Here is a 24,618-nt window from a genome sequence, read left to right as displayed (position 1 = left end):
GACCAATACGGCTCCTCGCAAGGACCGAGCAATGTTGACCGAGCACCATTGACCGAGCAGCAACGAGCGCCCGCCCGAAGCGGGCCGACCGACGACCAGGAGAGCGAACCCCCATGCGCATCGGAGTCCTCACGGCAGGCGGCGACTGCCCCGGTCTGAACGCCGTGATCCGGTCCGTCGTCCATCGGGCCGTGCACGACCGCAACGACGAAGTGATCGGCTTCGAGGACGGGTTCACGGGGCTCCTCGACGGGCGCTACCGCGCGCTCGACACCAACGACGTCGCCGGCATCCTCGCCCGCGGAGGCACCATCCTGGGGTCCGCCCGGCTGGAGCGGGACCGACTGCGCGAGGCCTGTGACAACTCCGAGGAGCTGATCGACCGCCTCGGCCTGGACGCCCTGATCCCCATCGGCGGCGAGGGCACGCTGACCGCCTCGCGGATGCTCGCGGACGCGGGACTCCCGGTCGTGGGGGTGCCCAAGACCATCGACAACGACATCTCCGCAACGGACCGCACCTTCGGCTTCGACACGGCCGTGGGCGTCGCGACCGAGGCCATGGACCGGCTGAAGACCACCGCCGAGTCGCACCAGCGCGTGATGGTCGTCGAGGTCATGGGACGGCACGCGGGGTGGATCGCGCTGGAGGCCGGCATGGCCGCCGGCGCGCACGGCATCTGCATCCCGGAGCGGCCCTTCGAGGTCGACGACCTCGTGAAGATGGTCGAGGAACGCTTCGCGCGCGAGAAGAAGTTCGCGCTGATCTGCGTCGCCGAGGGCGCGCACCCCGCCGAGGGCTCGATGCCGTACGAGAAGGGCGTCATCGACCAGTACGGCCACGAGCGCTTCGTCGGCATCGGCAACCGGCTCGCGAGCGAGCTGGAGTACCGCCTGGGCAAGGAGGCCAAGCCGGTCATCCTCGGCCATGTACAGCGCGGCGGCACGCCCACCGCGTACGACCGCGTGCTCGCCACACGGTTCGGCTGGCACGCCGTGGAGGCCGCGCACCGCGGGGACTTCGGCCAGATGACGGCGCTGCGCGGCACCGAGATCGTCATGGCTCCGCTGGCGAACGCGGTGAGCGAGCTGAAGCGCGTGCCGCAGGACCGCATGGACGAGGCGGAATCGGTCTACTGAGCCCCGCCGTCGCCAGCCGTCGCCCTCGCGCCCGTGGGCGGCGCCGTCAGCCCTTGACCGCGCCGCCCAGCGTGAAGCCGCCGCCCAGCCGCTTCGCGATGAGGATGTAGAGCAGCAGGACGGGCGTGGAGTAGAGGATCGAGAACGCCGCGAGCTCACCGAAGGCGATCGAGCCGAGGTTGCCGAAGAACGTGAAGATGCTGACCGACGCCGGGAGTTGCTCGGGGCTGATCAGCAGCATGAACGGGACGAAGAAGTTCCCCCACATCTGGATGAAGCTGTAGACCGTCACGACCGCGAAACCCGGTCCCATCAGCGGCAGGATCACCTTGGTCAGGGCCTGGAACCAGCTGGCGCCGTCCGTCCAGGCCGCCTCTTCCAGGGCCACCGGCACGCCGTCCATGAAGTTCTTCATCAGCCACACGGCGAAGGGCAGTTGGGACGTGGCGAGGAAGAAGGAGGTGCCGTGCATGGTGTCGATGAGGTTGACCTGCACGAAGAGTCCGTAGACCGGCACCATGACGGCCGTGATCGGCAGGCACGTGCTGAAGAGGATGGTGAGCAGGTACGGGCGTGAGAAGCGGGCCTTGTAGCGGCTGAGCGGATACGCGGCCAACGCGGCGGCGGTCACCGTCATCAACGTGGCGCTGCCGCACAGCACAAGGCTGTTGATCATCGGCGTGAAGGTGATCTCGTCGGTGAGTACGCGCGAGAAGTTGCCCAGCGTGAAGGAGCTGGGCGGGGCGACCTTCATCGACGCGTCGGGGTCGACAGAGGCGAAGATCAGCCACACCAGCGGGAGCACGAACGCCGCCACCACGGCGAGAAGTCCGAGGTCGGCGGCGAGCCGCTGCCGCGTGGCGCGGCTGAGGGACGATCCGGGGCGCAGGGGCCGCCGCCGGGGCACCCCGCCGCCGGATGCCTTCGTGGCTGCGGTGGTGGTGCCGGGGGTTCCTGAGATGGCTGCCATGCGGGTCTCAGACCTCCTCGCGCATGAGGCGCAGATAGACGACCGAGAACAGCGCGCCGACCACCAGCAGAAGCAGTGCCACCGCGGTGCCGTAGCCGATGAGGGACTTGTTGAACGCCTGGTCGTACATGAAGATCGGCAGCGTCTGGCTGCGGTTGCCGGGGCCCCCTCGCGTCATGGCCCAGATCAGCCCGAACACCGAGAGCGTCTGAAGGGTGTTGAGCATCAGGTTGGTGCCGATCGAGCGGCGGATCATGGGCAGGGTGATGTGCCACAGCCGCTGCCAGGAGCCGGCACCGTCGACTTCGGCCGACTCGGTGACCTCCTTGGGGATCTCCGAGAGGGCCGCCGAGTAGACCAGCATCGAGAACGCCGTGCCGCGCCAGACGTTGGCGAAGGAGACCGCGATGATCGGCAGCGTGAACAGCCAGTTCTGGACGGGCAGATGGAGCCAGGCGAGGATCTCGTTGAGCGTGCCTTCCTTGCTGAAGAAGGTGTAGAGCAGAAAGCCCGCCACGATCTCCGGCAGCACCCACGCGCTGATCACGACGGCGCCGGTGATCGACCGGATGGCCTTGGTCGAGCGCGCCATCAGGGAGGCCAGCGTCAGCCCGAGGGTGTTCTGCCCGAGGATGGACGAGATGAGCGTGAAGACCAGGGTGAGCAGTACGGAGTTGCGGAAGTTCTCGTCCGCGAAGGCCTTCTTGAAGTTGTCGAAGCCCACGAAGGAGGCCGAGGCCTGCCCCGTCAACTGCATGTCGGTGAAGGCGATGTACGTGCAGTAGGCGATGGGCCCGGCGAGGAAGAGCAGCAGCAGGACGGTCGCGGGCGCGAGGGGCAGCCAGCGCCACGGGTTCTGCCGCCGTACGGGCCGCTGGTCCCGGGGCGATCCGCCCCGCCCCGGGACCTCCTTGCCGACGGCGGCGAGGTCGGTGGCGCTCACTTCTTGACGACCGCTCCGTCCGTGATCGACTCGAGTTGGGCGTCATAGGACTTGGCGGCCTCGCCGACCGACGAGTCCCCGGTCGTGACACCCTCCATGGCCTCGGTGATGGCGGTGGAGACCTGGGGGTAGACGGGCAGCGTGGGGCGGTACTGGGTGTGCTCGACCCGCTTGGTGAAGAACTTGATGCCCGGCATCGAGTTCAGGTACTTCGGGTCGGCGGCGACGTCCTGGCGCACGGCGATCTGCGCTCCGCGTACGCACCATTCGACCGCGTTCTTCTGGCTCTGCATGTGCTGGATCATCTTCCAGGCCAGTTCCGGGTTCTTGGACTTCTGGGGGATCGACCAGGTCCAGCCGCCGGACATGCTCACCTCGCCGGGCGCCTCCCCGTTCTGGGTCGGCATCGGGGCCATGCCCATGGTCTCGTCCCACTCGGGCCAGGGGCTGCCGCCCGTCTTTATCCACTGCTGTCCGAGCCAGGAGCCGTCGAGCGCGATGGCGAGCTTCTCCTTGGGCAGCAGATCGGTGACCACCTTCGTCTGCATGGTGGGACTCAGCGCCTGGTCGACCTCGGGGCCCAGCTTCTCGCCGTAGACGGTCTTGACGAAGTCAAGGCTGTCCTTGAAGCCCTGGCTGCCCTTGACCCACTTCTTCGAACCGGGGTCGTAGAGCGGGTCCTTGCCGGTGCCGTACAGCAGCATCTCGAAGCCCTGCATGGCTGCGGCCTCGCCGACCGCCTTGCCCGTGAAGACGTTGAGCGGGATCTTGTCCGGAACCTTCTTCTTGACCGTACGGGCGGCTTCGAGCACGTCGTCCCAGGTCTTGGGCTTCCAGTCCTCGGGCAGCCCGGCCTTCTTGAAGATCTTCTTGTTGAACCACAGCGCCCGGGTGTCCGTTCCGTCGGGGACGCCGTAGATCTTTCCGTCCTGGGCCTTGGCGGCCGTCTTGGCCGTGGCGTCGAACTGCTTCCAGTCGCCCCACTTGCCGATGTAGTCGTCCAGCGGGCGCAGATAGCCGCTCTTGATGTCGGAGTTGATGAGGAAGGTGTCCTCGTAGACCAGGTCCGGTGCGGTCTTCGGGGAGCGCATCATCTGCTGGAGCTTGGTGACGTAGTCCTGCGCGGAGGCCTGGATCGGGATGATCTTGACCTTCTTGCCCTTGTTCTTCTTCTCGAACTCCTTGGCCATGTCTTTGACGTAGTTGTCCCTGACGGTGACCTTGTTGTCGGTGTCCTTGGGGAACGCGATCTTGATCGTGTTCGGGTCGCTGCCGGCGCCCCCGCCGCAGGCGCTGAGAGTGCCTGCGGCGAGGACGGCGGCGATGCTGAGGACCAGCGGGCGGGTGGGGCGCACGGGATTCGCGGGCATGGCGGACATGACCTCCTCGGGCCACGGCCGGGGCGCCACCGAGGAGCCGCAGGCCGCGTACGGCTGGTTTGTCCGTACAATCTCGCGGGTCCGTCGTGTTCAGGTCAATGGCCGTGCAGACGCGCAGTTCAACACCGTGACAACGTTGTTATGTACGCTGCCGTCGGTCCTCTCGCCGCGCGCCGTGGAGCAGCGCCGCGCCGGTCCTCAACCCGTATACCCAGCAAGGATTTTGGAGAATTCCCACGGCTGCTGGTCGACTCCGCTGCACGAGTCGGCTCCGCCGCCGTCGCAGGGGCGGTCGCGGTTGACGGACCAGAAGCTGGCCCGCGCCAGGTGGTGTTCCTTCGCGTAGTCGACCATCGCCTTGAAGTCGGACGGCGAGACGGACTCGCCCTGCACGTCGGTCTTTCCGTTCATCGAGGAGAAGCCGACCTTGCCGTACGCGTCGTCGGTGGAGATGCCGTACGCCTCGCCCACCGTCTTCGCCAGGCCGTCCACGGCGGACTTGGTGGCCGCGGCCATGTCGGTGGTGCCGTCGCCGAAGTCGAACGGCATGACCGTCCAGCCGTCCACGTCGAGCTTGGCGTCGGCGCCCTTCTGGATGAGGTCCTTGCCGTTGGCGTTGGGGCCCTGCGGAGTCGTGCCGAACGTCAGATAGACCTTGATGCCCGAGTTCTTGTCCTTGACGATCTTGAGGGCGTCGATGACGCGCTGACGCGTCTCCGCGTTCTCGAACTCCGTCGACTCGATGTCGACGTCCACCGACTTGAGGCTGTAGGCGTCGATGACCTTCTGGTACGCGCCGGCCAGGTCCTGCGCGCTGGAGCACGCCTCGCCCAGCTTGTTGCCGCTCCAGCCGCCGATGGACGGGGTGACGTCGCCGCCCGCGTCCTGCACGGCCTTGATGGTCTCCGCGTCCTGGCCGCCGTCCAGCGGCCTGCTGCCGTCCCAGGCGGGCGAACAGCCGCCGTCGGAGAGGATGAAGGCCATGGTGAGCTGGCTCAGGCCGGACTCCTTCATGAAGTCGGCGGCGTTCGGCGGGTTGCCCCAACCGAGGTACAGATACGGGCCGTTGAGACCGCTCGGCGCGGCGGAGGCCCTGGCCTCGTCCGCGGTGCCGCTCTCGTCCGAGCCGGCGTATGCGTTGACCGCGAGGGCGGCCGAGCCGGTGAGGGCCGCGGCGAGCGCCAGCGCGAGCCGCTTGCGCGGCGAGATGTGGGGGCGCACGTCAAACTCCCGTCGTGGGTGGGGGATTGGGAAGCACGAATCGTCCGGAAAAGCTCGGCGCCGTCCCGGAAGCGTGGTGCGGAGCCGCACGCTAGCGCGAGAGGCTTGGTCTAGACAATAGAAAGGTAAGGAAAGGTTCCAGTCGATCTACGTCGATCTACGGGCGGACGAACGGGACGTGGAAGGAAGTACGGGACGAGCCGGGCACGGGCCGCGTGAGGTCCGCCGGGTCAGCCGCGCCAGCGGTAGTTCAGCTCCGGGCGGCCGACCTGCCCGTACTGCGGGCTCCGCGCCGCGCGCCCGTCCTCGACCAGGTGCTCCAAGTACCGCCGCGCGGTGATCCTGTTGACGCCCAGCGCCTCCGCCGCCGTCCTCGCCGAGAGCCCGTCGTCGCCGGCCTCGCGCAGCGCGCGCATCACCGCCTCCAGCGTCGACTCGCTCAGCCCCTTGGGCAGCGCGGCGGTTCCGGGCACCGTGCGCATCCCCGACAGCGCCCTGTCCACCTCGGCCTGGCTGCCCGCCTCACCGTCCGCGGTCGCCGTCGTGCTGCGGAACTCCGCGTATCGGCGCAGCCGTTCGCGCAGCGTCGGGAACGTGAAGGGCTTCAGCACGTGCTGTACGACGCCGAGCGAGACGCCCTCCCTGATCACGGTCAGGTCCCGCGCCGAGGTCACGGCGAAGACGTCGGTCGTACGTCCGGCGGTGCGCAGCGACCGCAGCAGCGCCAGCCCGTGCCCGTCCGGCAGATACAGGTCGAGGAGGATCAGATCGACCGGCGTCCGCTCCAGGAGGCGCACCGCCTCGGCCCGCGAGTGCGCGACGCCCGCGACGGCGAAGCCCGGGACGCGGGAGACGTAGAGCGCGTGCGCGTGGGCGGTCACGGGGTCGTCCTCGACGACCAGGACCTGGACCGGCGTACCCGGCCGCTCCGCCCCGCTCATCGCCGCGCCTCGGGGACGGGCAGCCGCACGGCGAACTCGGCGCCGCCCTGCGGCCCGTCGCCCACGCGCACCGTGCCGCCGTGGCGGAGTACGGCCTGCCGGACGAGCGCCAGGCCGAGGCCGCGGTCGCGGTTGCGGCCGGGGCTGCCGTCCCGGCCGTCGCTCCCGTCCCGGCCGTCGGAACCGTGGTCTGCGCCCTGCCCGTTGGACCCGTCGTCCTGACCGCCGGGGCCGCCGGTCCGGGCACCTCCGGTTGCGGCGCCGGAGCCCGCCTTGGTGGACCAGCCCCGCTCGAAGACCGACTCGGCGTCGTCCGGTGCTATCCCCGGGCCCGTGTCGGTGACCGTCAGCAGCAGCGCCGCCTCGCCGTCCGCGTCGCGCTCGCCGCGCAGGCTCACCCTGACCCGGGCGGCGCCCTGCTCCGCGCCGGAGCCGGCGGCCGCGTCGACCGCGTTGTCGATGAGATTGCCCAGCACCGTGACCACGTCGCGGTGCGGCAGCGACGAAGGCAGCAGGCCGTCGTCGATGTGGCTGTCGGGGCTCAGCGACAGCGCGACGCCCCGCTCGTTGGCCTGTGCCGCCTTCCCCAGCAGCAGGGCGGCCAGCACCGGCTCGGCGACGGCCGCGACGACCTCGTCCGTGAGGGCCTGCGCCAGCTCCAGCTCCTCGGTGGCGAACGCCATGGCCTCGTCCGTACGCCCCAGTTCGATCAGCGAGATGACGGTGTGCAGCCGGTTCGCCGACTCGTGCGCCTGCGAGCGCAGCGCCTCCGCGAAGCCCCGCATCGAGTCCAACTCACCGGCGAGCGACTGGAGTTCGGTGTGATCCCGCAGCGTCACCACCGTGCCGCGCTGCTCACCGCCGTCCACGGGTGAGGTGTTGACGACGACCACCCGGTCCTCGGTGAGATGCACCTCGTCGACGCGGGGCTCGGAGGCCAGCAGCGCACCGGTCAGCGCGCGCGGGAGGCCGAGCTCCGCGACGCTGCGGCCCAGCACCTCGGGCCCGCCCTCGCCTTCCGGGCCGCCGTCGCCCCGCAGCCCCAGCAGCTCCCGCGCACCGTCGTTGACGAGGGCCACGCGCTTCTGGCCGTCCAGCATCAGCAGCCCCTCGCGCACCGCGTGCAGCGTCGCCTGGTGGTAGTCGTGCATGCGGCTCAGCTCCGCCGCGTTCATGCCGTGCGTGTGGCGCCGCAGCCGCGCGTTGATGACGTACGTGCCGATCCCGCCGAGCGCCAGCGCGCCGCCCGCGACCGCGAGCAGCAGCATCACCTGGCGGCGCAGCTCCTCGGTGATCGTATCCACCGCGATGCCGGCGCTGACCAGCCCTGCCACACGCCCGTCGTCCCATATCGGCGTCACCACGCGCACCGAGGGACCGAGCGTCCCGGTGTACGTCTCATGGAAGGTGCGGCCCTTGAGCGCCTGGCCGATGTGTCCGCGGAAGCGCCCGCCGATCTGCTCGGGGTTGGGGTGGGTCCAGCGGATGCCGTCGGTGTTCATGATGGTGATGAAGGTGACACCCGTGTCGCGGCGGACCCTTTCCGCGTACGGTTGCAGCTCCTCGCTCGGGCGGGGAGTGCGGATGGCCTCACGCACGGACGGGGAGCGAGCGATCGCACTGGCCACCGCGGACGAGCGGTGCTGGGCCGACTCCTCCGCCTGTATGCGGTCCGTGACATACGCGAAGACCGCGCACCCGGCCACCACGACAGCCACCAGGACGACCTGCATCGCGAAGAGCTGGCCGGCCAGGCTGCGGGGAGGCCGTGGAGAACGGGGTGCGCGCATGCGGCCCAGTCTGCCCCGTGGAATTTCGGTGCACGTAATGCACGCAACCGTGACGGGCGTCACTCCGGGGTGGATAGTCACCGGGACTCCGAACGAGCCTGGTCCGCTGCCCCTCGCGGCTCCGGACCGGCGCCGGAACCGGACAGAGCCGCAACAACGCACAACGAGGAGCCCGACGTGTCCCAGCAGACACCGCCCACGACGGCGCAGCCCGCGCGGACGAGGCGGGACCGCACCAAATACCTTTACATGGCCGTGATCGGTGCCGTCGCACTCGGCATCCTGGTCGGTCTCGCCGCGCCCGACGCGGCCAAGGAGCTCAAGCCCCTCGGCGACGGCTTCGTCAACCTGATCAAGATGATGATCTCGCCCGTCATCTTCTGCACGATCGTGCTGGGCGTCGGATCGGTGCGCAAGGCCGCGAAGGTCGGTGCCGTGGGCGGTCTCGCGCTCGGCTACTTCCTCGTCATGTCGACGGTCGCGCTCGGCATCGGCCTCGTCGTCGGCAACATCCTTGACCCGGGCAGCGGACTGCATCTGACCGAGGCCGCGAAGGAAGCGGGCGCGGCGGAGGCCGGCGACAGCGAGTCGACGACGCAGTTCCTGCTCGGCATCGTCCCGACGACGCTGGTCTCCGCCTTCACCGAGGGCGAGGTCCTCCAGACGCTGATGGTGGCCCTGCTCATCGGCTTCGCGCTCCAGGCGATGGGCAGCGCCGGTGAGCCGGTGCTGCGCGGCATCGGGCACATCCAGAAGCTCGTCTTCCGGGTGCTCGCGATGGTGATGTGGGTAGCGCCCGTGGGTGCGTTCGGCGCCATCGCCGCCGTCGTCGGAGAGACGGGTCTGGACGCGCTCAAGGCGCTCGCCGTCATCATGATCGGCTTCTACGTCACCTGCGCGGTCTTCGTCTTCATCGTCCTGGGCGCGCTGCTGCGTGCCGTCTCCGGCGTGAACATCTTCGCGCTGCTGAAGTACCTCGGCCGCGAGTTCCTGCTGATCCTCTCGACCTCCTCTTCGGAGTCCGCACTGCCGCGGCTCATCGCGAAGATGGAGCACCTGGGCGTCAGCAGGCCCGTCGTGGGCATCACCGTGCCGACCGGCTACTCGTTCAACCTGGACGGCACGGCCATCTATCTGACGATGGCCTCGCTGTTCATCGCCGAGGCCATGGGCGACCCGCTCTCGCTCGGCCAGCAGATCTCGCTGCTGATCTTCATGGTCATCGCCTCGAAGGGCGCGGCGGGCGTCACCGGCGCGGGCCTGGCGACCCTCGCGGGCGGCCTCCAGTCCCACCGTCCCGAACTCGTGGACGGCGTCGGCCTGATCGTCGGCATCGACCGCTTCATGAGCGAGGCGCGTGCGCTGACGAACTTCGCGGGCAACTCCGTGGCGACGGTGCTGGTGGGCACCTGGACCAAGGAGATCGACGACGACCGGGTCCGGCGGGTCCTCTCGGGCGAACTGCCCTTCGACGAGTCCTCGTTGCAGGACAGCACCCTGCCCGAGGATTCAGCCGACGCGTCCGCCGGTACGGACGGCGAGGTGCCGGAGCCGCGCTCCGACAGCCCGAAGGACGTGCTCTCCACCGCGAAGGGCGACAGCTGACGGCCTGGGGCTGACGGGCTGACGGCCGTCACCGACGTAGCACGGGCGGGCCGCCGCTCGCCCGTGCCGCGGAGCACGGGGCCCGCCCGGTTCGCCGTACCCGGGCGGGCCCCGCTGTTTTCGGAGGGCGGTCTCGGCCTGTCGTCTCCGGCGGGCGTCCCGGCCCGGGGTCTCCGCCGCGTCGCCGCGGCCCTCAGACCGGACGGAACCAGAGCGTCGATTGCGCCGGAAGCTCCGGCGTGACCGACACCGGTCGCCCGTGCGCGGGGTGCGCCTCGGCGTTCAGCGTCCCGTGGTTGCCCCGGCCGCTGCCGCCGTAGCGCACGTCGTCGGTGTTGAGCACCTCGCGCCAGCCGGCGCCGGAGGTGTGCGGCACGCCCAGCCGGTACGAACTCACCGGCTCCGGCGAGAAGTTGCTCACCGCCAGCAGGGGATCGCCCTCGGCGTCGAAGCGCAGGAAGGCGAAGACGCTCCGCCCGCCGGCGCCCGCCGTCTCGCCGCTTCCGTCCTCGACCCAGGCGAAGCCCGCGGGGTCGGTGTCCAGTTGCCACAGCGCCGGCGTGCTCGTGTAGCGGGCGTTGAGGTCGCGCACCAGGTCCCGTACGCCGCGGTGCGCACCGCTGTCCGGGGAGGAGGAGTCCAGCAGGCCCCAGTCGGGCCCGCGCTCCTCGGACCACTCCGTGTCCTGCGCGAACTCCTGCCCCATGAAGAGCAGTTGCTTGCCCGGATGCGCCCACATGAAGGCGAGGAACGCGCGGTGGTCCGCGTACTGCCGTCCCGGATCGCCGGGCATCTTCGCGACGAGCGAGCGCTTGCCGTGCACCACCTCGTCGTGCGAGACGGGCAGGATGAACGCCTCGGAGTAGGCGTACGTCATGGCGCGGGCCAACTGCCCGCCCCTGCAAGCGCGTTCGGCCGGGTGGTGCCGCATGTACCCGAGCGAGTCGTGCATCCAGCCCATGTTCCACTTGAAGTCGAAGCCGAGACCGCCGAAGCCGCACTCGCCGAGGTGGTCCGTAGCCCGCGTCACCCCGTCCCACGTCGTGGACTCCTCGGCCGCCGTGATGACGCCGGGGCAGCGCCGGTGAAGGGTGGCGTTCATCTCGCGGAGCAGGGAGACGGCGTCCGGATTCTCGCGTCCGCCACGGGAGTTGGGCGTCCACTCGCCCGGCCCGCGCGAGTAGTCGAGGTAGAGCATGGAGGCGACGGCGTCCACGCGCAGGCCGTCGATGTGGAACTCCTCGCACCAGTGGACGGCGCTGGAGACGAGGAAGTCACGCACCTCGGGCCGCCCGAAGTCGAACTCCAGCGTCCCCCAGTCGGGATGCTCGGCGCGGAAGGGATCGGGGTGCTCGTACAGCGAGTCCCCGTCGAAGCCCGCGAGCCCCCACTCGTCCTTCGGGAAGTGCGCCGGCACCCAGTCCATGAGCACGCCGATGCCCGCCCGGTGCAGCGAGTCGACCAGGTACTTGAAGTCGTCCGGACCGCCGAGCCGCGCGGTCGGCGCGTAGAAGCCGGTGACCTGGTAGCCCCACGAGCCGCCGAAGGGGTGCTCGGCGCACGGCATCAGCTCGACGTGCGTGAAGCCCGACTCCCTGACGTACGCGGGGAGCCGGTCCGCGAGTTCGCGGTACGTCAACCCCGGTCGCCAGGACGGCAGATGAACCTCGTAGACGGAAAGCGGCGACGCGTGAGGGCTGCCGGCGGCGCGCCTGTCGAGCCAGTCGCCGTCGCCCCACCGGTACGTGGAGGTGTGCACGACCGAGGCGTTGGCGGGCGGCACCTCGGCGGCCCGGGCCATCGGATCGGCGTGCAGCACGCGGGAGCCGTCGTCGCGCACGACCTCGAACTTGTAGAGCGCGCCGTCGCCGACACCGGGGAGGAACAGCTCCCACACCCCGGACGTGCCGAGTGACCGCATCGGGAGTGCCGTGCCGTCCCAGCGGTCGAAGTCGCCCGCGACGCGCACGCCGCGCGCGTTCGGTGCCCACACGGTGAACCGGGTCCCCCACACGCCGCGGTGCGTCATCGTCCGGGCGCCGAGCGCCTTCCACAGCGCCCCGTGCCGGCCCTCGCCGAACAGCCGCAGATCCAACTCGCCGATGGAGGGCGGGAATCCGTACGGGTCGACGACGCGGACGCCCTCCTCGTCCGCCTCCTCGTCCGGCCCCGTTCCGTACCGCACGAGCAGTTCGTACTCGGGGATGCGCCCGCCGGGACCGAGCGGGCCGCCGGGCGTGCGCACCTCCCCGGCGAAGAAGCCGTCCCCCTCGTCGAGCAGTTCGGTCCGCAGCTCGCGGTCGCCGTCCCGGTCGCCGCGGGGGAGCACGACCGTCACGGAGCGCGCGTACGGGCGCAGGGCACGGACGCGGAAGCCCCCACCGGGCACGGCCGCGGGGCCGAGGTGTGCGTGGGGATCGCGGTGCGTGCCCGTCAGCAGCCGCTCGCGGTCCTCGGGGGGCAGGGCGGGCACGGCGCCCGCGCGTGCGTCGACCGGGCCGCGGCCTGCGGCGTCGCGGCCCGGAGCCGCGGGCTCCGCCGGCGCGGCGGGCCGGGAGGACGTCGCGGCACCGGTCGTGCCCGCGGCACCGCTCGCGCGCACGGGAACCGCAGCTCGTACCGGAGCGGCCGCCCGTACGGGACCGGCCGGAGGCGCCGGCGCCGCATGCGGCGCGGTGGGCTGGGGCAGCCGCACGCCCTTCCTCCGCCTCTTGCCCCGCACGCCGGGCGCCGGTGCGGCGAGCCCCTCCGGCAGGTTGGCCAGCGGCCCGGTCAGAGCGGCGAGCGACCGGCCCCAACGGGCGTCCCCGGAAGGGCTCTCCGGCCGTCCCGGCAGGAAGGTGGCGGGCACATGCGGCCGGATGCCCCCCGCGGAGTCGGGGTCGGGCAGCTGAGGGACGGTCACGGTGAGAACCTCCTGGATTGCGTCGGCGGCGGCTGGCACATCGGCACGGGCGAGCGGCGGCCCCGCCTACCGGTGCACCGGCGCGGAAGCGAGGCGGCGGATCGCGGACATCGGGACGTGCAGCCAGGTGGGACGGTGCCGGGCCTCGTAGAGCACCTCGTAGACCGTCTTGTCGGTCTCGTAGGCGCGCAGGAGCGTTGCCTCGTCCCGCGGGTCGGCGCCGGCGGCCTCGGCGTAACCGGCGCAGAAGGCGGCCCTGTTGGCGTCGGCCCACCGCCGAGCGAACGCGTCGTCGGGGCGCGCGGCGGAACCCGGCACCGGCTGCGACGCCTGCTGCTGGCATGCCGCGTAGTCGAAGGAGCGCAGCATCCCCGCGATATCCCGTACGACCGGCTGCGGCACCCTGCGCTCCGCGAGAGGACGTGCCGGTTCCCCCTCGAAGTCGATGAGCGACCACCGGCCCCCCGGCTCCGACAGCACCTGGCCCAGGTGGAGATCGCCGTGCACGCGCTGCGCGGGGCAGGTGTGCCCGAGGCGGCCGAGCGCCGCCAGCGCGCGGAACGCGTCCCGCAGCCCCGGCCGGTACGGGCGCAGTCCGGGCACCGCACGGCCCGCCGCCTCCAGCCGCTCCGTCATGGCCGCGGCGGTGCTCTCCAGGGCCTCCCGTCCGAGTACGCAGGTCGGCAGCGCCTCGGCGAGGGTCGTGTGGACCTCGGCGGTGGCCCGTCCCAGGCCACGGGCCTCCTCGCTGAAGTCGCGCCGCTCCGCGAGGGCGTTCAGCGCCAGCTGCCAGCCGTCGCGGCAGCCGGGCAGGAACGGCTGGAGCACGCCGAGCGTCAGCGGGGCTCCGGCGGCCGCGCGGGAACGGCTCACCGGCTCACCGCCGGTGGCCAGATGTGCGGGGCCCGGCTCGGCCTCCGGCGCCGCGGGCGACTCGGCCTCGAACCATGCCGTGGGCGCGGGCACGCGCTGTGAGCCGTGCCGGGCCAGCGCGAGCGGCAGCTCCAGATCGGGGTTGACCCCGGGCTCGACGCGGCGGAAGAGCTTGAGGATGTAGCGATTCCCGTACACCACCGAGGAGTTGGACTGCTCCGCGGCGAGCGGCCGCGGAGCGAGTCCCCTCGGCACGGCTGAGTCCGGCTCGCGACGGAAGTGCAGCGTCCCGAGCCGTCCCGGCGTCCCGAGCCGTTCCAGCAGGTGTCCCGCGAGCAGCGGGTCGTGGAGGGCGTCGTAGACGACGCTGCCGTGCAGCGGGCCGCCGACGGGACGGCCGATCAGCGCGGCGGCGAGCTCCGGCGGCAGCGCGGACGCGGCGTCCCGCACCCCGAGCAGCAGCTGATAGCAGTCGGCGGACTCCGGCTCGCCGCCGGACTGCCGTGCCCGCAGCAGCAGATGAACCAGTCCGGGAGCCGCCTCCGTGCCGTCGTACGGCAGCAGTCCGGTCGCGGCGACGAGGCCGAAGCCGCTGATGGGGCGGCCCTTGCCGGCGAACCAGCGCTGCCGGGGCAGCCATTCGGCGAGCGACGGGGCGAGCGAGCCGAGCAGTGCGTCCGCGGTGCGGACGGTGTCGGTCCGAAGGGCTGTGCGGGACAAGGAACTTTCCGACATGGCGTCTGGCGTCCTTTCCCCGGGTGAACGGAAAGCACGCAGATTGTGTCGAAATATGGCGTTCTGTGTCCGACTGTGCGGGCCGTGTCGGAGATCTTCACCCGCCGGGCAGGCCGACGTTCACCGCGGAAACATGCGGAAGGCCCGGGACGCTGCCCCGGGCCTTCCGGCTCCCACCGGCCGCGCGCTCCCGTCAGGTCTGCCTGCGCAGCCGGAACCAGTAGAAGCCGTGGCCTCCGAGCGTGAGGAGATAGGGGAGTTCACCGATCGGCGGGAAGCGCACGCCGCCGATCAGCTCCACCGGCACGCGCCCGTTGAAGAACTGGAGGTCCAGTTCGGTCGGCTGGGGGAAGCGCGAAAAGTTGTTCACGCACATCACCAGGTCGTCGCCGCCGTCCGGCAGCCGCACCTCGCGCAGGAAGGCCAGGACCGCCGGGTTGGACGAGGAGAGTTCGGTGTACGTGCCCAGCCCGAACGCCGGGTTCTGCTTGCGGATCTCCACCATCCGCCGCGTCCAGTGCAGCAGCGAACTCGGCGAACTCATCGCCGCCTCCACGTTCGTCACCTGGTAGCCGTGCACCGGGTCCATGATCGCGGGCAGGAAGAGCCGTCCCGGGTCGCAGGAGGAGAAGCCCGCGTTGCGGTCCGGAGTCCACTGCATGGGTGTACGGACGGCGTCCCGGTCGCCGAGCCAGATGTTGTCGCCCATGCCGATCTCGTCGCCGTAGTAGAGGATCGGCGAGCCGGGGAGCGAGAGCAGCAGGGCGGTGAACAGCTCGATCTGGTCGCGGTCGTTGTCCAGCAGCGTGGCCAGGCGGCGGCGGATGCCGATGTTGGCGCGCATGCGCGGGTCCTTGGCGTACTCCGCGTACATGTAGTCGCGCTCTTCGTCGGTGACCATCTCCAGCGTCAGCTCGTCGTGGTTGCGCAGGAAGATGCCCCACTGGCAGCCGGACGGGATCTGCGGGGTCTTGGTGAGGATCTCCGAAACGGGGTAGCGCGATTCGCGGCGCACGGCCATGAAGATGCGCGGCATGACCGGGAAGTGGAAGGCCATGTGGCACTCGTCGCCGCCCTTTTCGTAGTCGCCGAAGTAGTCGACGACGTCCTCCGGCCACTGGTTGGCCTCGGCGAGCAGCACGGTGTCCGGGTAGTGGGCGTCGATCTCGGCGCGCACGCGCTTGAGGAAGCCGTGCGAGCGGGGCAGGTTCTCGCAGTTGGTGCCCTCCTCCGCGTACAGGTACGGCACGGCGTCCAGCCGGAAGCCGTCCACGCCCAGATCGAGCCAGAAGCGGAGGGCGGAGATCATCTCCTCCTGCACGGCCGGGTTCTCGTAGTTGAGGTCCGGCTGGTGGGAGAAGAAGCGGTGGAAGAAGTACTGCTTGCGCACAGGGTCGAACGTCCAGTTGGACGCCTCGGTGTCGACGAAGATGATCCGCGCGTCGGCGTACCGCGTGTCCTCGTCGTCCCAGACGTAGTAGTCGCCGTACGGGCCGTCGGGGTTGTGCCGCGACTCCTGGAACCACGGGTGCTGGTCGCTGGTGTGGTTCATGACCATGTCGATGATGACGCGCATGCCGCGCTGGTGCGCGGAGTCGGTGAACTCCACGAAGTCCGCGAGGTCCCCGAACTCCGGCAGCACGGAGGTGTAGTCGGAGACGTCGTAACCTCCGTCGCGCAGCGGCGACTTGAAGAACGGCGGCAGCCACAGGCAGTCGACGCCCAGCCACTGGAGATAGTCGAGCTTCGCGGTGAGGCCCTTCAGGTCTCCGATGCCGTCGCCGTTGCTGTCGTGGAAGGAGCGGACCAGTACCTCGTAGAAGACGGCCCGCTTGAACCACTCCGGATCGCGGTCCTTCGCGGGCGTGTCCTCGAACGTGTCGTGCACGGGTTGGTTCACGGTCATGGGTGACTGCCCTTCGGGTCGGCGTGGTCGGGCTGCGCGGCGGGCCGCAGAGTCAGTACGTGGGCCGCGGCGGGGGAGTCGTCTCCCGGTGCCAGGCGCACGTAGTTGTTCGTGCTCCAGTCGTACGTCCGCCCGGTGAGCTCGTCGCGCACCGGGAAGGTCTCCCGTCCGCCGGCCTGCGCGGCGGTGAGGCCGAAGCGGCGCAGGCCGTCCTCGGTCAGCGTCACCGTCGCCTCGTGCGCGCGGTTCGGGTCGAGGCTGACGACGACGATGACCGTGTCCGTCTCGGTGCCGGTCTCCGCCCCCGGGCGCTCCGGCCGCCCGGGCGGCGCGTAGTGCTTGGAGAAGGCGATGACCTGCTCGTTGTCGCAGTGGTGGAAGGTGAGCGAGCGCAGTCCGTGCAGCGCGGGGTGGCGGCGGCGCAGCCGGTTGAGCTGCGCGATCAGCGGCGCGATCGTCTGCCCCGACTCCTCGGCGGCGGCCCAGTCGCGCGGCCGCAGCTGGTACTTCTCCGAGTCGAGGTACTCCTCGCTGCCGGGCCGCACCGCCTTCGACTCGCACAGCTCGTACCCCGCGTACACGCCCCACGAGGGAGAGAGCGTCGCCGCGAGCACGGCCCGCGTCTCGAATACGGGACGGCCGCCCTTCTGAAGGCTCTCGTGAAGGATGTCCGGTGTGTTGACGAAGAAGTTCGGACGCATGTAGGTGGCGGCCTCGCCCGACAGCTCCGTCAGATACTCCGTCAGCTCCTGCTTGGTGTTGCGCCACGTGAAGTACGTATAGGACTGCTGGAAACCGGCCTTGGCGAGCGTGTGCATCATCGCGGGACGCGTGAACGCCTCGGCGAGGAAGACGACATCGGGATCGGAGCGGTTGATGTCGCCGATGACCTTCTCCCAGAAGCCCACCGGCTTGGTGTGCGGGTTGTCGACGCGGAAGACCCGCACGCCGCGGCCCATCCACAGCCGCAGCAGGCGCAGCGTCTCGCGGACGAGCGAGGCGTAGGCCGCCGGGTCGGTGTCGAAGTCGAGGGGGACGATGTCCTGGTACTTCTTCGGCGGGTTCTCGGCGTGCGCGATGGTGCCGTCCGGGCGGTGCCGGAACCACTCGGGATGCTCCTTGATCCAGGGGTGGTCCGGCGAGCACTGGAGCGCGAAGTCCAGTGCGACCTCCATGCCGAGGGAACGGGCGCGCGCCACGAAGTACTCGAAGTCCTCGACCGTGCCGAGGTCGGGGTGCACGGCTTCGTGGCCGCCGGCGGCCGAACCGACCGCCCACGGCGAGCCGACGTCGTGCGGGCCCGCGGAGAGCGCGTTGTTGGGGCCCTTGCGGAACGCGTCGCCGATGGGGTGCACCGGCGGCAGGTAGACGACGTCGAAGCCCATCTCGGCGACGGCGTCCAGCCGCCGCGCGGCGGTGCGGAACGTACCGGAGACGGGCGGCTCGCCCTCCGCCTCCGGAAGCACCGCGCCCTCGGAGCGCGGGAAGAACTCGTACCACGAGCCGAACCGGGCGCGCTCGCGCTCCACTTGGAGGGGCAGCGGACGCGTCGAGGTGACCAGCTCGCGCAGCGGATAGCGCTCCAGGACCGCCGTCACCTGCGGCGTCAGCGCCGCCGAGAGACGGGTGGCGACGCTGCGGCTGCGGCTGCGCAGCGCGTCGGCGACGGCCAGCACGCCGTCCCTGCCCTCGCTTCTGGGCACGTCCGCGGCGGCACGCTCGTGCAGCACCGCGCCCTCCTCCAGCACGGCTTCGGTGTCGACGCCCGCAGGGATCTTCAGCTTCGCCTGGCGCCGCCAGGTCGCGATGGGGTCGCCCCACGCCTCGATCGCATACGTCCATCTCCCCTCGCTGTCCGGGGTGATGTCGGCCGCCCAGCGGTCGGTTCCGGGGGAGAGCTCGCGCATCGGGGTCCAGGGGCCGCGGCGGCCCGTGGCGTCCCGGAGCACGACGTTGGCGCCGAGGGCGTCGTGCCCCTCGCGGAAGATGGTGGCCGAGACCTGGAACGTCTCGCCCGGTACGGCTTTTGCGGGGTGGCGACCGCAGTCGACGAGGGGCCGGACGTCGAGTACGGGAATGCGACCGATCATTGCTTCACCTTGGTGCGGAGTGGAACAGGCGGACGGTTTGTGATCTTCCGCCTGTTCTATCTGCTTCACCTGGTGCCTCGGTGCCGCGTGCCTGGCGGCAGCGCGCGTTCACCCGCCCGGCGGGGCGGGGCCCGACGGCCCGGAGTTCCCCGCGGACCCGTGGGCCTCGTTCGCGGGCACGGCTCCGCCGGGCAGGACAGCCGGTCAATCGCCGTTCAGATGTACGGGGAAGGACTGGAGGTCGTTCTGTGTGAGCACCGGCTGGTTGACGATCTCCTCGACCGGCACCGCGAACCGGATGCCGGGGAAGCGGTCGAAGAGCGCCGGCAGCGCGATGCCCGCCTCCAGCCGCGACAGAGCCGCGCCCGGGCAGATGTGCGGGCCGTGCCCGAAGGTCATATGGCGGTTCGGCGACGGTCTCGCGATGTCGAACTGGTCGGCGTCCGGGCCGTGTTGCTCCTGGTCGCGGCCGATCGCGCGGTAGGAGACGACGACGCCCTCGCCCTCGCGTATGACCTCGCCGTCGACCTCGATGTCCTCGGTCGCGAAGCGCATCAGCAGATGCGTGGTCGGGGTGTCCCAGCGCAGGGTCTCCTCGATGACGGCGTCCCAGCCGGCCTCGCCGCCCAGCACCATGCGCAGCTGGTCGGGGTGGGTGAGCAGCGCCCGCACGGCGTTGAGGATCAGGCCGATCGTCGTCTCGTGCCCCGCGGCGACCATCGCCTTGAGATTGCCGACGACTTCCTCCTCGGTGAGGGGCTCGCCGCCCTCGTCCGCGAGGATCAGAGCGCTCGTCAGGTCGTCGCGGGGTTCGGCGGTACGGGCCCTGACCATGTCCGTGAAGATGCCGTCGAGTTCGTCGATGACCGCGAGCCGCTCTTCCTGCGGCGTCAGCATCGAGAAGAACGCCTTGTACAGGGTGTGCAGCCGCGGGTGCAGGGCCGGGTCGACGCCCATGAGGACGCTGATCACGGACATCGGCAGCGGCAGGGCGAAGACCGACTTGAGGTCCACCGGGCCCTGCACGGCCTGCTTCTCCACATCGTCCAGCAGACCGTGGGTGATGTCCTCGATCACCGGGCGCAGGTTCTCCAGACGGCGCGGGGTGATCGCCTGTGCCGTCTTGGCGCGCAGCCGGCGGTGCTCGGCGCCGTCCACGGTGAACATCGAACGACCCGCGTCGATCATGCCGATCAGCGGCCACGCGTTCGTGACCTCCCCGGTGCGCCACAGCGTCCACCGGTCGATGTCCTTCACCAGCCGCTGGTCCGTCAGCAGCCGCCTGGCCGCGGCGTGACGCGTGACGGTCCACGCGGGCACGCCGAGCAGCTCGATACGGGTGAGGGTGCCGGCGTCGCGCAGCCGGCGGGTCTCCTCGTCCAGGTTGCGCACCATCGGGTCGATGACGATCGGGCACTCGCCGTGTGCGGCGGACGAGGCTGATGCGGGGAGGCTCATGACCTGCCTTCGATGGGGGGAGTGGGGGCGAAGCGGACGGGCAGCGCGGTCATGCCGCGCAGGAAGGCGGACGGCCGCCGGGCCAGAGCGCCGGCCGGGACGGCCAGGTCGATCTCGGGAAGCCGGTCGAGGAGCACCTCGATCCCGACGCGGGCGATGGTCTCCGCGATCTCCTGCGCCTGAAAGGGACACTGGAACTCGCCGTGGCTGAAGGCGAAATGAGCGCTGTTGCCGCCGCGCAGCCCGGTGTCGGCGCCCTCGTCGGTGACGTGCACCTTCGGGTCCGCGTTGGCGCCGGCGAGGCCGAGCAGCAGCATGTCGCCGGTGCGGATGCGCTGTCCGCCGAGCCAGGTGTCCCAGGCGGCCCAGCGTCCCGCGAGGATCTGCGTGAGCGTGTCCTCCCACAGCACCTCGTTCATGGCCTCGGGGATGCTGCGCCGGTTTCCGGTGAGGGAGGCAGCGAAGCGGTCGTCGGTGAGCATCAGGCGTATGGAGTTGCCGATCCAGTCGGCGGTGGGCAGGTGCCCCGCGGCCGTGATGGCCATGAGGTCCAGCACGTACTCCTCGTCCGTGAAGTGCTCGGGGTAGGCGAGCATCCAGGACGTGAGGTCGGCGCCCGGCGACTCGTACTTGCTGGCGACCAGCTCCTGGATCTTGGCGCCGAAGTACTGGAATCCCTCCAGGGCTTCGGCCCCGCCGTCGGCAAGGTCGCTCATCGCCTTGATGAGGCCCTGGCCGTCGGAGTCGGGGAAGCCCAGGAGCCTCGCGAGTACGAGCACCGGCAGCGGCTTGGCGTATTCGGCGATGATGTCCGCCTCGCCTCGCGCGCAGAAGCCGTCGAGCAGCCGATCGGCCAACTCCTCGCAGTGCGTGCGCAGTTCGAGCGGGCTGATGTTCTCCATCGACGCCTGCACCATCTCCAGGTGCCGCTGGTGCTCCGCGCCGACCGTGTAGTAGATGGACGGCTGCCGCCCGCCGATCATGGGACGCAGCGGCCAGTCCTCGGGCAGCGTCTCCCACTGGTTCCACAGCCCGGAGTCGCGCGGGAAGAGCCTGGAGTCGGTGGTGACCTGGTACATCTCCTGATAGCCGATCACCAGCCAGGCCGGTACGTCGCCCGGCAGCAGCACCGGCACGACGGGCCCGTGCTGCGCCCGCATCTCCCGGTAGTGCCCCGCGGGATCGGTGTGGAAGCGCGGACCGCTCAGCGGCACGCCGTTCCCCCCTGCGTGCGCCGGGCACTCGGGCGGCGGGGCCGGTGCCTCGTACTCGTATCCGGGCGGCGGGGCCGGCATCTCGAACCCGAAGTCGTACTCCCCCTGGCGGGCGTGTTGATACGCCGTCACGATGCAAAACCTTCCGTGTGATGGATCGCGACCGATTGCGTTCAGCAGGGACTGGAGCGCCCGGTCCGGACGCAGGGCCCGAACGGCAGCGGGTTCCAGCGGCGCAGGCGGTATCGGGAGCTGGTCAGGAACCCACCGCATGACTGCGCCGTCACACTTCACTACACCCCGACGGGGAGCGAGCGTGCCCTGGGCCGCTCAGTGCGGCCCGCACCGTTGCTCTCCGCTCACCTCCGTGCTCTGCCCGTGACGTCCGCGACCTGTGTGGAGAGACGCAGGTGGGACGTGCAGAAGTCGTGCCCCCTGTTCTGAGGCCACGAAGCTTAGGAGGAGACTCGGAGCGCGGTCGAGGGGGTGGAGCAGAGCATTCCGGCCCGGGCCTGTGACGAGCGGAATTGCCCGATAGATGTGACGGATGTGACGGCGTAGGAGCCGAATCGCCCTCGTCGCCGGTGCGTTGGACCGCTTCCCGCTTCCCGCTTCCCGCTTCCCGCTTCCCGCTTCCCGCCTCCTGCCGCCCTCATGCGTACGGACCGTCCGCGCGGGCTGCGTCAGGGTGGACATCCGGGGTCAAGTGGATCATTGCCGCGGATGCGTGCGTACGCCCCGTTACGGTCGCCTTGTGAAGGCCATTCGTCGTTTCTCCGTTCATCCCGTACTCCCCGAACCCCTCCGTCCCCTGAGCGAACTGGCGCACAATCTGCGCTGGTCCTGGCATCCACCGACGCGCCGGTTCTTCCGCGAACTGGACCCGGAGGCCTGGCGGCTCTCGGGCGGCGATCCGCTGCGTACGCTCTGCGGGCTCGCGCCGTCGAAGCTCGCGCAGCTGGCCTCCGACAGAGCGTTTCTGCGGAGGCTCGCCGTCGCCGCCGGCGATCTGCACGACGCGCTGAGCGAGCCGCGCTGGTATCAGCGGGAGGCCGAGTCCACCGGCGATCTCCCGCGTGCCGTCGCGTACTTCTCCCCGGAGTTCGGACTCACCGGCGCGCTGCCGCAGTACTCCGGCGGACTCGGCATCCTGGCGGGCGACCACCTCAAGGCCGCCGGCGACCTGGGGGTGCCGCTCATCGGCGTCGGACTGCTCTACCGGCACGGCTACTTCCGGCAGAGCCTGTCCCACGACGGCCGGCAGCAGGAGCACTATCCGGTGCTCGATCCGGCCGAACTGCCGCTCCGCCTGCTGCGCGAGGAGGACGGCCTGCCCGTACGCATCGCGCTGCGGCTCCCCGGCGGAAGGTCGCTGCACGCCCATGTGTGGCTGGCCCGCGTGGGGCGAGTACCGCTGCTGCTGCTCGACTCCCGCGTCGAGGCGAACGCGCCCTCCGAACGCGAGGTCACCGACCGGCTCTACGGGGGCGGCGGCGAGCACCGGCTGCTCCAGGAGATGCTGCTCGGCATCGGTGGCGTGCGCGCCGTGCGCGCGTACTGCCGGCGCACCGGCCACCCCGCGCCCGAGGTCTTCCACACCAACGAGGGCCACGCGGGGTTCCTCGGCTTGGAGCGCATCCGCGAACTCGGCGAGCAGGGCGTGGAGTTCGCCGCCGCGCTGGAGTCCGTACGCGCGGGCAATATCTTCACCACGCACACGCCCGTACCGGCCGGCATCGACCGCTTCGAGACCGGCCTGATCGCCGCGCACTTCGGCGAGGAGGGCGAACTGGCGGGCATCGCCGCCGACGACGTGCTGCGCCTCGGCGCCGAGAGTTACCCGGGCGGCGACCCGGGCCTGTTCAACATGGCGGTCATGGGCCTGCGGCTGGCCCAGCGCGCGAACGGCGTGAGCACCCTGCACGGCGAGGTGAGCCGCACCATGTTCGCGGGGCTGTGGCCCGGCTTCGACGCGGCGGAGGTTCCCATCGCCTCCGTCACCAACGGGGTGCACGCGCCCACCTGGCGCTCGCCCGGGATGCCCGACGGCGCCGCCGAGCTGCCCGACGCCGAACTGTGGGCGCTGCGCCGCACGCTGCGCGAGCGGCTCGTGCGGGAGGTACGGACGCGGCTGCGCGCCTCGTGGCTTGAGCGCGGCGCCACGGACGCCGAACTCGGCTGGACGGAGGGGGTGTTCGACCCGGACGTGCTGACGATCGGCTTCGCGCGGCGGGTGCCGTCGTACAAGCGGCTCACCCTCATGCTGCGCGACCGCGACCGGCTCACGCGCCTGCTGCTGCATCCGGAGCGGCCGGTGCAGATCGTGGTGGCCGGCAAGGCGCACCCCGCGGACGAGGGCGGCAAGGAGCTCATCCAGGAGCTGGTGCGCTTCGCGGACGATCCGCGCGTGCGCCACCGCATCGTCTTCCTTCCCGACTACGGGATGCGCATGGCGCAGGCGCTCTATCCCGGATGCGACGTGTGGCTCAACAACCCGCTGCGTCCCCTGGAGGCATGCGGCACGAGCGGCATGAAGGCCGCGCTCAACGGCTGCCTCAACCTCTCGGTGCTGGACGGCTGGTGGGACGAGTGGTTCGACCCGGACTTCGGGTGGGCCGTGCCGAGCGCGGACGGTGCGGCCGCCGCGGACGAGGACCGCCGCGACGGCATCGAGGCGGCCGCCCTCTACGGACTGATCGAGGATCACGTGGCGCCCTGCTTCTACGAGCCGGGCGGCGGCAGCGGCGGGGCCGGAGGCGGCGACGTACCGGTGCGCTGGGTGGAGATGGTGCGCCGGACGCTCACCCGGCTCGGCCCGAAAGTGCAGGCGGAGAGGATGGTGCGCGAGTACGTCGAGCGGCTGTACGCGCCGGCAGCTCGTGCCCAGCGCGAGCTCGGCGCCGAGGCCGCGCGCGAACTGGCCGCCTGGAAGGCGCGGGTGAGAGCGAAGTGGCCGTCGGTCGTGGTCGGCCCGGTCGAGCACGCGGGGCTCGAAGGCCACGGGCACGGCGGGGACCCGGAGCACGGGGAGAGCGCCGGAGCGCGGGAGCCGGTGGAGGCCATGGGCCTGGGGCTCGGCTCGTGTCTGACGCTCCGTGCGCGCGTGGCCCTCGGCGAGCTGTCACCGGAGGACGTCGAGGTGCAGGCCGTCGCGGGACGCGTCGACGGCACCGGCCGCATCGCCGGCGCCGACGCGGTGCGGGTGCCGCTCAAGCCCGTCACCTCGGCGGGCGGCGGCCCCGATCTGGAGGGGCGGTGGACGTACGAGGGGACGGTCACGCCCGGCCGTACGGGCCCCTTCGGCTACACGGTGCGCGTGCTGCCCGCGCACCGGCTGCTGGCCTCGGGCGCCGAACTGGGCCTGGTGGCCGTGCCGCCGGAGGACGCCGGCGCGGGGACTGCCGGGGGCGCGTGATCCGGCCGCTCGCCGGACCGCGCATGACGACGGG

The 24,618-nt window shown here is 70.9% G+C and carries 15 protein-coding genes; 3 read left to right on the top strand and 12 right to left on the bottom strand.

Annotated elements, in window-relative coordinates; translation table 11 throughout:
* Positions 1–113 precede the first annotated feature (113 nt).
* Positions 114–1,139: an ATP-dependent 6-phosphofructokinase gene (locus QQM67_RS26920; RefSeq protein WP_314177324.1), complete on the top strand. Its 1,026-nt coding sequence runs from the start codon at positions 114–116 to the stop codon at positions 1,137–1,139.
* A gap of 46 nt (positions 1,140–1,185) precedes the next feature.
* Here the strand turns inward: QQM67_RS26920 and QQM67_RS26915 are convergent, their stop codons facing one another.
* The 6 genes from QQM67_RS26915 to QQM67_RS26890 all read right to left on the bottom strand — a co-directional run bounded on the left by QQM67_RS26915 (position 1,186) and on the right by QQM67_RS26890 (position 8,383).
* A complete protein-coding gene (locus QQM67_RS26915) occupies positions 1,186–2,109 on the bottom strand; it encodes a carbohydrate ABC transporter permease (RefSeq protein WP_314177322.1) in 924 nt (307 codons plus the stop codon).
* A 7-nt stretch (positions 2,110–2,116) separates the two neighbouring features.
* The gene (locus QQM67_RS26910; protein ID WP_314177509.1) at positions 2,117–2,950 is read right to left on the bottom strand and encodes a carbohydrate ABC transporter permease; all 834 of its coding nucleotides are present in this window, start codon (positions 2,948–2,950) and stop codon (positions 2,117–2,119) included.
* Between the two features lie 98 nt (positions 2,951–3,048).
* Positions 3,049–4,431 carry an extracellular solute-binding protein gene (locus tag QQM67_RS26905; protein ID WP_314177320.1) on the bottom strand — a complete coding sequence of 461 codons (1,383 nt, stop codon included), beginning with the start codon at positions 4,429–4,431 and terminating at the stop codon, positions 3,049–3,051.
* Positions 4,432–4,629: 198 nt separating this feature from the next.
* Positions 4,630–5,652: a chitinase gene (locus QQM67_RS26900; RefSeq protein WP_314177318.1), complete on the bottom strand. Its 1,023-nt coding sequence runs from the start codon at positions 5,650–5,652 to the stop codon at positions 4,630–4,632.
* A gap of 230 nt (positions 5,653–5,882) precedes the next feature.
* The gene (locus QQM67_RS26895) at positions 5,883–6,593 is read right to left on the bottom strand and encodes a response regulator (protein ID WP_314177317.1); all 711 of its coding nucleotides are present in this window, start codon (positions 6,591–6,593) and stop codon (positions 5,883–5,885) included.
* Positions 6,590–8,383, bottom strand: coding sequence for a sensor histidine kinase (locus QQM67_RS26890; RefSeq protein WP_314177315.1), 1,794 nt, complete (start codon positions 8,381–8,383; stop codon positions 6,590–6,592). The genes QQM67_RS26895 and QQM67_RS26890 overlap by 4 nt, the downstream gene beginning before the upstream one ends.
* A gap of 249 nt (positions 8,384–8,632) precedes the next feature.
* Here QQM67_RS26890 and QQM67_RS26885 point away from each other — a divergent pair, with 249 nt between their 5' ends.
* Entirely contained in the window at positions 8,633–9,988 is a 1,356-nt protein-coding gene (locus QQM67_RS26885; RefSeq protein ID WP_314177507.1) for a cation:dicarboxylate symporter family transporter, read from the top strand.
* A 193-nt stretch (positions 9,989–10,181) separates the two neighbouring features.
* Here QQM67_RS26885 and glgB read toward each other — a convergent pair whose 3' ends face one another.
* From glgB to QQM67_RS26855, 6 genes are all read right to left on the bottom strand, one after another.
* Positions 10,182–12,590, bottom strand: a complete 2,409-nt coding sequence (glgB, locus tag QQM67_RS26880; protein WP_399067736.1) for a 1,4-alpha-glucan branching protein GlgB — start codon at positions 12,588–12,590, stop codon at positions 10,182–10,184.
* A 369-nt stretch (positions 12,591–12,959) separates the two neighbouring features.
* Complete coding sequence (locus tag QQM67_RS26875; RefSeq protein WP_314177312.1) at positions 12,960–14,501, bottom strand: maltokinase N-terminal cap-like domain-containing protein; 1,542 nt, start codon at positions 14,499–14,501, stop codon at positions 12,960–12,962.
* 193 nt (positions 14,502–14,694) lie between these two features.
* On the bottom strand, positions 14,695–16,407 hold the full coding sequence (gene treS / locus QQM67_RS26870) for a maltose alpha-D-glucosyltransferase (RefSeq protein WP_314177309.1): 1,713 nt from the start codon (positions 16,405–16,407) through the stop codon (positions 14,695–14,697).
* On the bottom strand, positions 16,404–18,497 hold the full coding sequence (locus tag QQM67_RS26865; RefSeq protein WP_314177307.1) for an alpha-1,4-glucan--maltose-1-phosphate maltosyltransferase: 2,094 nt from the start codon (positions 18,495–18,497) through the stop codon (positions 16,404–16,406). The genes treS and QQM67_RS26865 overlap by 4 nt, the downstream gene beginning before the upstream one ends.
* A 204-nt stretch (positions 18,498–18,701) precedes the next feature.
* Positions 18,702–19,955 carry a cytochrome P450 family protein gene (locus QQM67_RS26860; protein WP_314177305.1) on the bottom strand — a complete coding sequence of 418 codons (1,254 nt, stop codon included), beginning with the start codon at positions 19,953–19,955 and terminating at the stop codon, positions 18,702–18,704.
* On the bottom strand, positions 19,952–21,250 hold the full coding sequence (locus tag QQM67_RS26855; protein ID WP_399067734.1) for a cytochrome P450: 1,299 nt from the start codon (positions 21,248–21,250) through the stop codon (positions 19,952–19,954). Before QQM67_RS26855 ends, QQM67_RS26860 begins: the two co-directional genes overlap by 4 nt.
* 673 nt (positions 21,251–21,923) lie before the next feature.
* On the opposite strand from QQM67_RS26855, the gene glgP reads away from it, so the two are divergent.
* A complete protein-coding gene (glgP, locus tag QQM67_RS26850) occupies positions 21,924–24,584 on the top strand; it encodes an alpha-glucan family phosphorylase (protein ID WP_314177303.1) in 2,661 nt (886 codons plus the stop codon).
* Positions 24,585–24,618 lie beyond the last annotated feature (34 nt).

Origin of the sequence: Streptomyces winkii, assembly GCF_032248595.1 — a bacterium.
GTDB lineage: Bacteria > Actinomycetota > Actinomycetes > Streptomycetales > Streptomycetaceae > Streptomyces > Streptomyces winkii.
Note: the sequence above shows the minus strand (reverse complement) of the source record. Positions and strands in the feature narration are given on the sequence as shown.

Coding starts and splice junctions, on each gene's coding strand:
- QQM67_RS26865 (WP_314177307.1), bottom strand. CDS start 18,497: ATGATCGGTCGCATTCCCGTACTCGACGTCCGGCCCCTCGTCGACTGC.
- QQM67_RS26875 (WP_314177312.1), bottom strand. CDS start 14,501: ATGTCGGAAAGTTCCTTGTCCCGCACAGCCCTTCGGACCGACACCGTC.
- QQM67_RS26920 (WP_314177324.1), top strand. CDS start 114: ATGCGCATCGGAGTCCTCACGGCAGGCGGCGACTGCCCCGGTCTGAAC.
- QQM67_RS26860 (WP_314177305.1), bottom strand. CDS start 19,955: ATGAGCCTCCCCGCATCAGCCTCGTCCGCCGCACACGGCGAGTGCCCG.
- QQM67_RS26890 (WP_314177315.1), bottom strand. CDS start 8,383: ATGCGCGCACCCCGTTCTCCACGGCCTCCCCGCAGCCTGGCCGGCCAG.
- QQM67_RS26855 (WP_399067734.1), bottom strand. CDS start 21,250: ATGCCGGCCCCGCCGCCCGGATACGAGTACGAGGCACCGGCCCCGCCG.
- QQM67_RS26915 (WP_314177322.1), bottom strand. CDS start 2,109: ATGGCAGCCATCTCAGGAACCCCCGGCACCACCACCGCAGCCACGAAG.
- treS (WP_314177309.1), bottom strand. CDS start 16,407: ATGACCGTGAACCAACCCGTGCACGACACGTTCGAGGACACGCCCGCG.
- QQM67_RS26895 (WP_314177317.1), bottom strand. CDS start 6,593: ATGAGCGGGGCGGAGCGGCCGGGTACGCCGGTCCAGGTCCTGGTCGTC.
- QQM67_RS26885 (WP_314177507.1), top strand. CDS start 8,633: ATGGCCGTGATCGGTGCCGTCGCACTCGGCATCCTGGTCGGTCTCGCC.
- QQM67_RS26905 (WP_314177320.1), bottom strand. CDS start 4,431: ATGTCCGCCATGCCCGCGAATCCCGTGCGCCCCACCCGCCCGCTGGTC.